Source organism: Cytophagia bacterium CHB2 (genome assembly GCA_030263535.1).
Taxonomy (GTDB): domain Bacteria; phylum Zhuqueibacterota; class Zhuqueibacteria; order Zhuqueibacterales; family Zhuqueibacteraceae; genus Coneutiohabitans.
Map to the genome: position 1 here is coordinate 1 of SZPB01000270.1, position 8,979 is coordinate 8,979.

Consider the following 8,979-nt stretch of genomic DNA (forward strand, 5'->3'; position numbering starts at 1 on the left):
TCATCGTCTTCAGCGGCCGATCGGAGCGCCACGGCTTCGCCGACCGGGCGCGGGCCGCGCAAAACGGTAATCGGCGTTGCACCACTTTTAACGCCGTCGAGAACCGGAGTGAACGCCCAGCGCCTGGCTTCCGGCAAGCCAAAAATGCGCTCGCCTCGCCACCAGGGATTATCCTCGTGCAGTGTGGCTTCAAGGCCGGAGGGAAGAAGGGAAAACAGCGTTCGTTGTTTCATGATCTCTTGCTTGACTCCATGCCTCGAACGGCATGAGCCGGAAGCATAAAACATTCACAGGAAAAGCGGCCACCGGATTTAAAGTCTGCATCCGCTGGCCGCCTTGGTCACCCAACAAACTTGGAAGGACTCTTCACTACCGCATCGTTGTCTGCGCCGATCGCGGCGGTTGCGGCGGATCTTTACGCGGCAGCCTCTCATCACGCATCGCGGCATGATAGACGAACGAGGCCACGATCACTGAAGCCTGCATCAAATCCGCATCTTCAAGATGATCGTACACATCCATATTGGAATGATGGGTGCGCGGGCTGTAGGAGACCGGATCTTGTATGAATTGGAAGCCGGGCAAGCCCACGGCATCGAAGGCGAGATGATCCGTGCCACTGGTGTTGCGAATCGTCAACGTCGTCGCGCCCAAATCTTCGAAGGGCTTGAGCCAGGCCGCAAAAATCGGGCGCACCATTTCATTGCCCTGCAAATACACGCCGCGAATCTTGCCGGTGCCGTTATCGAGATTGAAATACGCCGAAAGTTTTTCGTGCGCCGGCGTGAGCCGCATGGTCTCGGGATCGCCGAAATGCTTTTTCACATAAGCGCGCGAGCCCAGCAGGCCCTGTTCCTCGCCGGTCCACAGCGCGATGCGAATCGTGCGCCGCGGCTGCACGTTCAACGCTTGCAGAATGCGCACTGCCTCCATCATCACCGCGCAGCCCGCGGCATTGTCGGTCGCGCCCGTGCCCGCATGCCACGAATCAAGATGGCCGCCGAGCATGACGATTTCATCTTTCAGCTTCTTATCGGCGCCGGGAATTTCCGCCACAGTGTTGTACGCCAGCGAGTCGCTCTCAAAAAATTTGTTTTGAATATTGACGGCCAGTTTCACGGCCACGCCTTTTTCGAGCAGGCGCACCATGCGGTTGTAATGCTCGATCGCCATAACCACGGAAGGCAAACCCTCGGGCGCGCCGATATTGCGCGAGCCGCCGCCCTGCACGAAAACCGTGCCGAAGTCGCCCTTGCGGCTCGGTTGAATCACCGCCAGCGCGCCTTCATCCTGGAAAAATTTAGAAGCTTTGTCACGCAACTCGCGCATCCGGCGGAACTCTTCGCGGCGCGCGGCCCAATCCGAGCGGCCGCCCGGCATTTCCATTTGCGCCAGGTCGGCCAGCTCTTTTTCATCATAACGGTCGCCGTCCGGTTCATTTTTGAATTGCGCTTCCACCGGCGGGCGCGTCAGCACGATCGCGCCGCGCAGCTTGCCCTTGTATTTTTCCAAATCAGCCGTGGATTCGACTTTGGCATAAACCACGGCAGCGGTAACAGCGCCGTTGGTGCTGCCGGTCCAGGCCTCGGGATAGGCGATGAGCGGAGCATAGTAAGGCTCGACCATCTCGAATGAAAACTTTTCCATGGTCCAGCCGCGGCCGAACGCGCCCCAGCTTTCCAGCTTCGCGTTGGCCAGCCCCCATTCGCCGAGCTTCTTGGCCGCCCATTCTCCCGAGGCTTTCATGCTCGGCGCTCCGGTGAGGCGCGGGCCGTGCACGTCGGTGAGGTAACTTGCAATCTCCATCACCTTCGAGTTGTTGAAACCCTCGTTTTTGATGCGGCTGACCATGCGCAGATCGACATGCTCCTGCGCCGGCAGCAGCACGGGAAACAGCAACAGCATGCACCACAATGCGGTGTGACTTCTTCTCATCTCTCACTCCTGCAAGGTTGGGGTGAAATGCTTCATGATTTGAGTGGGATGAAAATACAAAATGAAGTCGTTTCGGGCGAGGCTTTTTTTTGGTGACTGATAATTTTGTTTATCCGGCATTTTGAGGCGCTTCGTGTTCTTTTTTATAAATTCAATAGCATCTTATCTCTCGCTGAACACGCAGAGAAATGAACAAAACCTTCACGAGAAAATGTCGCATCGAATGTAAGAAAAAACATCACGAGATTCCCGCCATGACAACATCTGTAATCGAATGAAGGTCGCTATATTTCAGCCTCTACTCTACCAATCCGCCCGCAGCGAAAACACTGCCTGCCGGCGATGCGCCGTCGCGCCGGCAACGAATCCCGCATTTTGCCGGCGTTCCCATTCGAATTCCAATCCCAGATAAACATCCCGCCAAATTTGATTTTCGAGAGTGAAATTCAAATCGAGAGTTTTGATCAGCGTGCCTTTGAGAAAGCCCTTGGCGTTGCCGTCTTCCGGTTTGTGAGGCGTGAACAAAGCGCCGCGGCCCTTGCGTTGAAAACGGAACTGGCCGCTCAGGCGAAGATCGCGATGCGGCTGCCAGCCGAGATCGAGCGCGAGGCGATCCGCGTTTGGCCCGAAACGGCTGCCCAGGCCCTCGCCGTCCTGCTCATAAACATTTTCTGAAAAATCATGCGTGTAAACGAACGGATCGATGCGGCCATATTCGACACGCAGATCTGCCTCACGCCAGCCGAACGGTTGCGCCCAAAACGCGCCGGCGAGATACGCCAGCTTGTTGCCCCAATACGTGCCGAGCGGGAATTCGAGGCTCAAATCGTCGATGAAAATCTCACTATAAAGCTTGAGGCCGTGCCGCGGGAAATAGGTGAAATCAAGTGTGAGCACGTTGTTGTCTTTGTCGCCCAGCAAATGCTCGGCGGCATGATACAGCATCAGCGGATTGAGATACTGGAATTCCGCGCCGCGATCGCCGTAAACCACCGCCTCGCCCACACCGAAGAGAAAATTCGAGAACGGCATGACTTCGAGACGATGCGCCGCGAGAAATTTTTGCGGTTCTGCACGCAGATTGGCATGCACAAAGACGAAACGGAATTTCTTCCAGCGGGAGTCGAGGCGCACGAGGTCGAAGGGCTGATTCTCGCGATGCAACACCAGTTGCGTGAGCGGGCTGAGGTTCCACGAAAATTGATTGCGTCCGGCTTCCAGCTCGAACCACGGCAAATGGACGCGGGCATAGGCAATCGCGGTTTCTTTGAAAACGGATTCACCGGAAAGCACCACCGTCCCGCCGCTTCCGGGCACGAACACTTCCGCTGAATCCGGCGCGCCGCGCTCCATGATATTGCTGACATCGACTGCCAGTAACAGGCGCGGCGGCAAATGCGCTCGCAATCGTGCGCCGGCGCGGGTGCGGGAGATTTCCAAATCATCGCTGCTGCTGTCGCCCCGCTGAAATTCGAAGCGTTGGATGCCGTACAAATCCACAAAAAGCTGCGCCCCGCGTTCTTCATAGCGCCAGAAAGTGCGTTCGGCTTTGGAAAACTTTGGCTCGCCATAAGCCGGGTCGGTGAACTCCGCGAGATATTGCTTTAGTAATGCTTCATCAGCTCTGGAGAGTGGCAGATTGGCGTCGCGCGCTTCCTGCAAAATCACGCGCGCTTGCTCGCGATCCACCGGAATCACGTGCAGATCCAATGCGCGCTGCGGCAGATAGACAACGAGTTTTTCCAAAAAAAGATATACGGAATGATGCAACGGCACGGCAGCGGATTGCGCGTGAAGGGATGAAGCCGTGACCATCAGGAACAGGCTTAGCAATGCCGGCGCTGCGTTTCGTAGGATTGGCATATACACGAGGCAGTTGGTGTTCTTCACTGTTTGTCACGATTCGAAGGGAAGTGAGGCATCAAGTTCTGGTGCAGCGTAAAAGTTGACGGCTACGCAATGATCATTACTCTTGTATGCAAACAGAAATTGGCGTGGCCGCGGCATTTACCGCAGTGAAGCCGAGGATTAACTCAGCATTTGCGCGATCACAACACCGAGGTTCAACCCCGGCTGAGCAAAAATACTATTGCACAATAGTTGTCACTCTCACATGCTTTGCAGCTTGCTGATCATCATCAGCGAGAAACAAAAAACTTTTGTGCGCCGCAGCTTACGCTGCCATTTGGAAAGACGATAACACGAGTGTTGTGTGACGCGACGCATGCGCTTTTTCATCTGAAAAACTCCGGGGTCAAAATACAAACTTTTTCTGCAAACGCAAGCCAGACCTCGTCTGTCAAGAACGACGTTTCTACGGTCAAATACAAGCGGATGCCATATGGTGGTGGGCGGCTCGCACTCAACGGGTCAATGAAATTGCGCGAGGTCAGGCTTGCTCGCCTTGCGTCTAAATCTTGTCTCAGCGTTTTGCTTCCAAGCCTGGCTTGTCCCAATTTGGATATTGCTGAATAAATCTCCATCTTGTGTGTATCATTGACGAACGCGGGAGCAAGCATGTCAGAACATGATGCGACGGAAGATCTTGAGGCGCTTCTGCGCTGCCAGCAGGGCGACAGGCAGGCCTATGGAGTTGTCGTCAAGAAATACATGAAGCGGGCCTATTTCACGGCGCTCGCGCTGGTTGGCAATCGCGACGATGCCCTCGATCTTTCGCAAGAGGCTTTCATGCGCGCGTATCAAGCGCTGGCGCGGTTCGATTTGCGCCAGCAGTTTTTCACGTGGTACTATCGCATTTTGCGAAACATTTGTTTGAACCATCTGCGCGATCACGCCAAGTTCATCAATCTTTCGGAGACGGAAGAATCTGAAACGGTGGACGGCGACGCCGATCCCGCGGCGCTGGCCGAGCGCAACGATTTGAGCGAGCGCCTGTGGAAAGCCCTCGGCTCTCTGCGTGCGGATCACCGGGAAATGATCATTCTGAAAGATCTGGAGGGCTGCTCCTACAAAGAAATCGCCGAACGGCTGGGTATTCCGCCGGGCACAGTGATGTCCCGGCTTTTCAACGCCCGCAAGCAACTGAAGAACAAATTGGAAAAACTCGTATGAAGCCGCAACCGCTTTCCAACGAGGAAAAAAATCGTTTCCACCTGTTGCTCATGGCCGCCATTGACGGCGAATTGTCGCCGGAAGACGAGCGCGAATTCAAGAAATATTTGGCAGATTCTCCGGACTGCCAGCGGGAATGGGAAGAATACCAAAAACTCAAGGAGGCAACCATGCAATTGAAGTTCACGCAACCGTCGGAGGAGGTATGGGATCGTTACTGGCTCAACGTTTACAACCGCATCGAGCGCGGCTTCGGTTGGATTCTCACCTCGATTGGCGCAATGATCGTATTGTTCTACGGAGCATACAAAGCGATTGAATCCCTCTTAGCCGATGCGCAGCTCGAGTGGTTTATGAAAGTCGGCATCCTGGCGTTGCTGGGCGGCTTGGTGATTCTTTTGGTGTCCGTGCTTCGTGAAAAACTGATGACTCGAAAAACCGACAAATACAAGGAGATTCAGCGATGATCGTCGTCACTTCCAGCACCATTGCCGGCAAACGCATTGTCAAAACATTGGGCATGGTGAAGGGCAATGCCGTGCGCGCCCGGCACCTCGGCAAAGATATTCTTGCTCTGTTTAAAAATATCGTTGGCGGCGAGATTGAAGAATACACCAAACTGCTCGCCGAATCCCGCGAACAGTCGGTTGACCGGATGGTTGCTGCCGCAGAAGACCTCGGTGCCAATGCCGTCGTTGATACGCGCTTTTCGACAAGTTACATCATGGCGAATGCTGCGGAGATTTTATCCTTTGGCACTGCCGTGGTTGTGGAGTAACAATCCTGAAGCAATCAGATATTGACGCCGTAAGTCGAAAACTCGTCCAGGCGTTTGAGTTCAGGGCTGACGTCCAGTTTTTATGCAAAGTGTTTTGACACACCTGCGTGAAGATACCACGACTCATGTGTTTTGCGTGCATTACACTGGCGTTCATTTGGTAGAAAAACATAGAATCAGAAGTTTCTGCAAGGCTCGAAAGAGATGAGATAAGCTCATGGCAAATTGAGGCTTTGACCGAACGGCGGCGTACGGAGCTTTGAAATTGAAAAGGTTCACGCTTCTGGCATATCCATTGCAAAAAGTGAAGAGGTATTGATCCCAGGGATGAATATTTTCTGAAGCAGGACGCAGGCTTAGCCTCTTTCGCTGAAATGATCTTAGTTGATCTCGAACGGAATTTGCAGGTGTATTGCCATGAGAAGACTCTATTCGACTCTTATGCTCACGTTGACCGTGTTGCTCGGCTGGCAAACTGCGCAGGCGGGTCACGTACATGACACGCGCGTTGAAGTGTGGACGGCGCAACGTTATGATGATTTCTACGACGAGGCCGTTGTGGAAGTTTTTTTGCGGCTGCATGAGCGCGGTTACGTCACTGTTTATCAGATCACACCCTACGGCAATTTAGAGATTCTCTATCCCCGTCCGCATCATGATCAGCGCGAGCTTCGTCCCAATCGCATCTATCGCCTCCATGATCTCGCAGATGACATTTATTTGTATGATGAAGAAGAAGGTGAGGTGCAGATCGGTGTGATCTTTACGCCGGAGCCGATTGTAGTCTCGCCGTGGCTGGAAAGAAGTTTTGTCGAGGCGGGCCTGGTTTTCGGAAGGAACAAAATTATTTATGCGCATGTTGATTTTCCGCGCATTTTCGCGCGGGTGGAAGCGGATATCCGCATCCACCTGGGCCCGCGCTGCCGGCCGGCATTTGTGAGGACGCCGGTTTACGTTCGCCCGCGCTTTGTTTATCGCGGTGGGCATCGGGATCACGGCTATCATAAACCCCGTCCGGATTATAAGAAACGCGATCATGGCAAACGCGGCTACGAACCGCCGTACTCCCGCAAACAAGATGAGCCTGCAGAACCGAAGAGACGAGGCTATGAAAAATCTCAAGCCGAGGTGAGGCCGGTCACTTTTCCCGCGCGTCCACCGGCGAGAGAACAAGATCCGGTGACTAAGGCCCCGACACAGCGTTCACGTCGTGAGCGTTTGGCTGATAAGCCTGCCTCGAATCACGTTGAGGAGCGGGCATCGAACCGGGTTGATAAGTCTCGGTCGAATCGCGCAAGAGAGCGTAATTCAAACCGCGGCGATGAGCGATCGTCGAACCGGGTCGGTGAGCGGGTGTCGAACCGTGAGACCAAAGAAGCATCAAAGCAGATGGAGTACCGCGACGAAGAAAAGCGTACATCGTCATCGCGACGCACCCGCAGCGCCCGCTCGGAGGATTGATCTCCATAAAATTTTCTGCCGTGAAGTCAAGTCTGCAAAGGCTCATTCGAAACGCCATCATAAACCTGCCGTTTCCCGGACTTGACTTCACAAAAGTTTTTTGATTTCCAACCACGTTAATCCTACCCGATTTTATCTTTTCTCCCCAAGCAAAGAGAGGCTGGCCATGGCGACCAGCCTAGAATTTTGGCAGTTGATTTTATAGCATGAATCGTTTATTTTAGCCCATGTTTTTCAAGCCTGACAAATGCCTGCGCGCCGGGCGGATTTTTATCGTGATGGCCGTGCCATGGTGCGCCGGGTTCGCGCAAGAAAGCCAGCAACAGCTCGAGGAATTGCGCCGCAATATTTCACAATTGCAACAAAAGATCGGCAGTTTTGAAAAAAGCGAATCATCCGAATTGGAGCGCCTGCGCGCGCTCGATGAGCAAATCGATTTATTGAGCCGTTTGGCGGGAAAACTGCGCCGTCAAGAAGCGGCAAAACGCGCGGAAGCCCAGGAAACGGCGACTGGTTTGCGCCAAACGCAGGGCGAATTGCAGCGCCTGCAAAGCCTCGGCGCGCAACGCGCGGTGTTCTTTTACAAATATGGCCGCATGAAAGATCTGGAAATGCTGCTGTCGGCGCGCTCGCTCAATCAAGTGGTGCTGTGGGCGGAATATCAACGCCGCTTGCTGGCGAATGATCGCCGCGTGCTGGCGGGCATGAAAGTCAAACAAGAACGCATTCAAGCGCAAAATGATCAACTTGCTTCAGAGTTGGCGGCGCATGAAAAAATGCTGGCAGAAAAACTGAAGGAAGAGGGCGCACTCAAACAGCGGCGCCAGCAGCGTGAAGCTTTGCTGAAGAAGCTGCAAAAAGACAAGGCCTATCATCAAATGCAGCTTGCCGAGCAGCAGGCGGCGGCTGAACGCATCGCAAAACTGATTGCCGCGGCAGAAGCGATGTTGCAGCAACAACAGCAGCAGCAAGCGCTGGAACAGCAGCAACAAGTAAAGGAGCAGCCGCTTGGCCGCTCGCCGGTCGATCTGACGCCGCCGATGGCCAATACGTATGACGGTCCGTTTGCCAGCCGCAAAGGCCGTTTGCCCAAACCAGTGAACGGCCAGATTGTGGGGCACTATGGCAGCTTTCGCCACCCGGTGCTGAAAACGATCACCACGAATTTAGGCGTTGATATTGCGGCCGAGCCGGGCGCAAGCGTGCGTTCCGTTGCCGGCGGCAAGGTGATCACCATCACATGGCAGCGCGGTTACGGCAATCTCATGATCATCAATCATGCCGACGGGTATTATACCGTGTACACGCGCCTCTCGGAAATTCTCGTTGGGATGAATGAAACGGTTGCTGCCGGACAGGTTATCGGCAGAGTCGCCGAACCCACAGCGGGCCAGCAGGCCAGCGTGCACTTTCAGATTTGGCAGCGCACCAAAGAAGCGCGTTCGCAGGATTTGAATCCGGAAGAATGGCTACAATGAAATTCGATCAAATAAAAAACCTGAGGGCGACGTATTGAAAGCGTTTTGCTCTCGCGAATCGTTTTTAAGATTGCATTGAATCCCTTTGCAGCTCTCGAATATACCTCTCATTAAAACCTCGCGTGCGGCGGAAGTTTTGCAGCGCGCGTTTCGCCACGATCGCGTTGCGCATGCGTATTTGCTGCACGGCCCGGACGGTTCGGGCAAGGAAGCAATAGCGCTGTATTTGGCGCAAGCCTTCCTGTGTGAACGCCG

9 protein-coding genes are annotated in these 8,979 nt (G+C 54.2%); 6 read left to right on the top strand and 3 right to left on the bottom strand.

Annotated elements, in window-relative coordinates:
* The 3 genes from FBQ85_21465 to FBQ85_21475 form a co-directional block, all read right to left on the bottom strand.
* A partial coding sequence (locus FBQ85_21465; GenBank protein ID MDL1877707.1) for a hypothetical protein occupies positions 1-233 on the bottom strand: 233 nt, incomplete at its 3' end.
* Between the two features lie 136 nt (positions 234-369).
* Positions 370-1,935 (bottom strand): M20/M25/M40 family metallo-hydrolase, encoded by a 1,566-nt coding sequence (locus FBQ85_21470; GenBank protein MDL1877708.1) that lies wholly within the window; start codon positions 1,933-1,935, stop codon positions 370-372.
* A gap of 303 nt (positions 1,936-2,238) precedes the next feature.
* Positions 2,239-3,798, bottom strand: coding sequence for a capsule assembly Wzi family protein (locus FBQ85_21475; protein MDL1877709.1), 1,560 nt, complete (start codon positions 3,796-3,798; stop codon positions 2,239-2,241).
* 654 nt (positions 3,799-4,452) lie between these two features.
* Between FBQ85_21475 and FBQ85_21480 the strand changes: the two genes are divergently transcribed.
* The 6 genes from FBQ85_21480 to FBQ85_21505 form a co-directional block, all read left to right on the top strand.
* The gene (locus FBQ85_21480; GenBank protein MDL1877710.1) at positions 4,453-5,007 is read left to right on the top strand and encodes a sigma-70 family RNA polymerase sigma factor; all 555 of its coding nucleotides are present in this window, start codon (positions 4,453-4,455) and stop codon (positions 5,005-5,007) included.
* A complete protein-coding gene (locus FBQ85_21485; GenBank protein MDL1877711.1) occupies positions 5,004-5,474 on the top strand; it encodes a zf-HC2 domain-containing protein in 471 nt (156 codons plus the stop codon). Before FBQ85_21480 ends, FBQ85_21485 begins: the two co-directional genes overlap by 4 nt.
* Entirely contained in the window at positions 5,471-5,785 is a 315-nt protein-coding gene (locus FBQ85_21490; GenBank protein MDL1877712.1) for a YbjQ family protein, read from the top strand. The genes FBQ85_21485 and FBQ85_21490 overlap by 4 nt, the downstream gene beginning before the upstream one ends.
* Before the next feature lie 417 nt (positions 5,786-6,202).
* Positions 6,203-7,246 carry a DUF4384 domain-containing protein gene (locus FBQ85_21495; GenBank protein ID MDL1877713.1) on the top strand — a complete coding sequence of 348 codons (1,044 nt, stop codon included), beginning with the start codon at positions 6,203-6,205 and terminating at the stop codon, positions 7,244-7,246.
* Positions 7,247-7,473: 227 nt separating this feature from the next.
* Entirely contained in the window at positions 7,474-8,724 is a 1,251-nt protein-coding gene (locus FBQ85_21500; GenBank protein MDL1877714.1) for a hypothetical protein, read from the top strand.
* Between the two features lie 100 nt (positions 8,725-8,824).
* On the top strand, positions 8,825-8,979 hold a 155-nt coding region (locus tag FBQ85_21505; GenBank protein ID MDL1877715.1), incomplete at its 3' end, for a DNA polymerase III subunit delta'.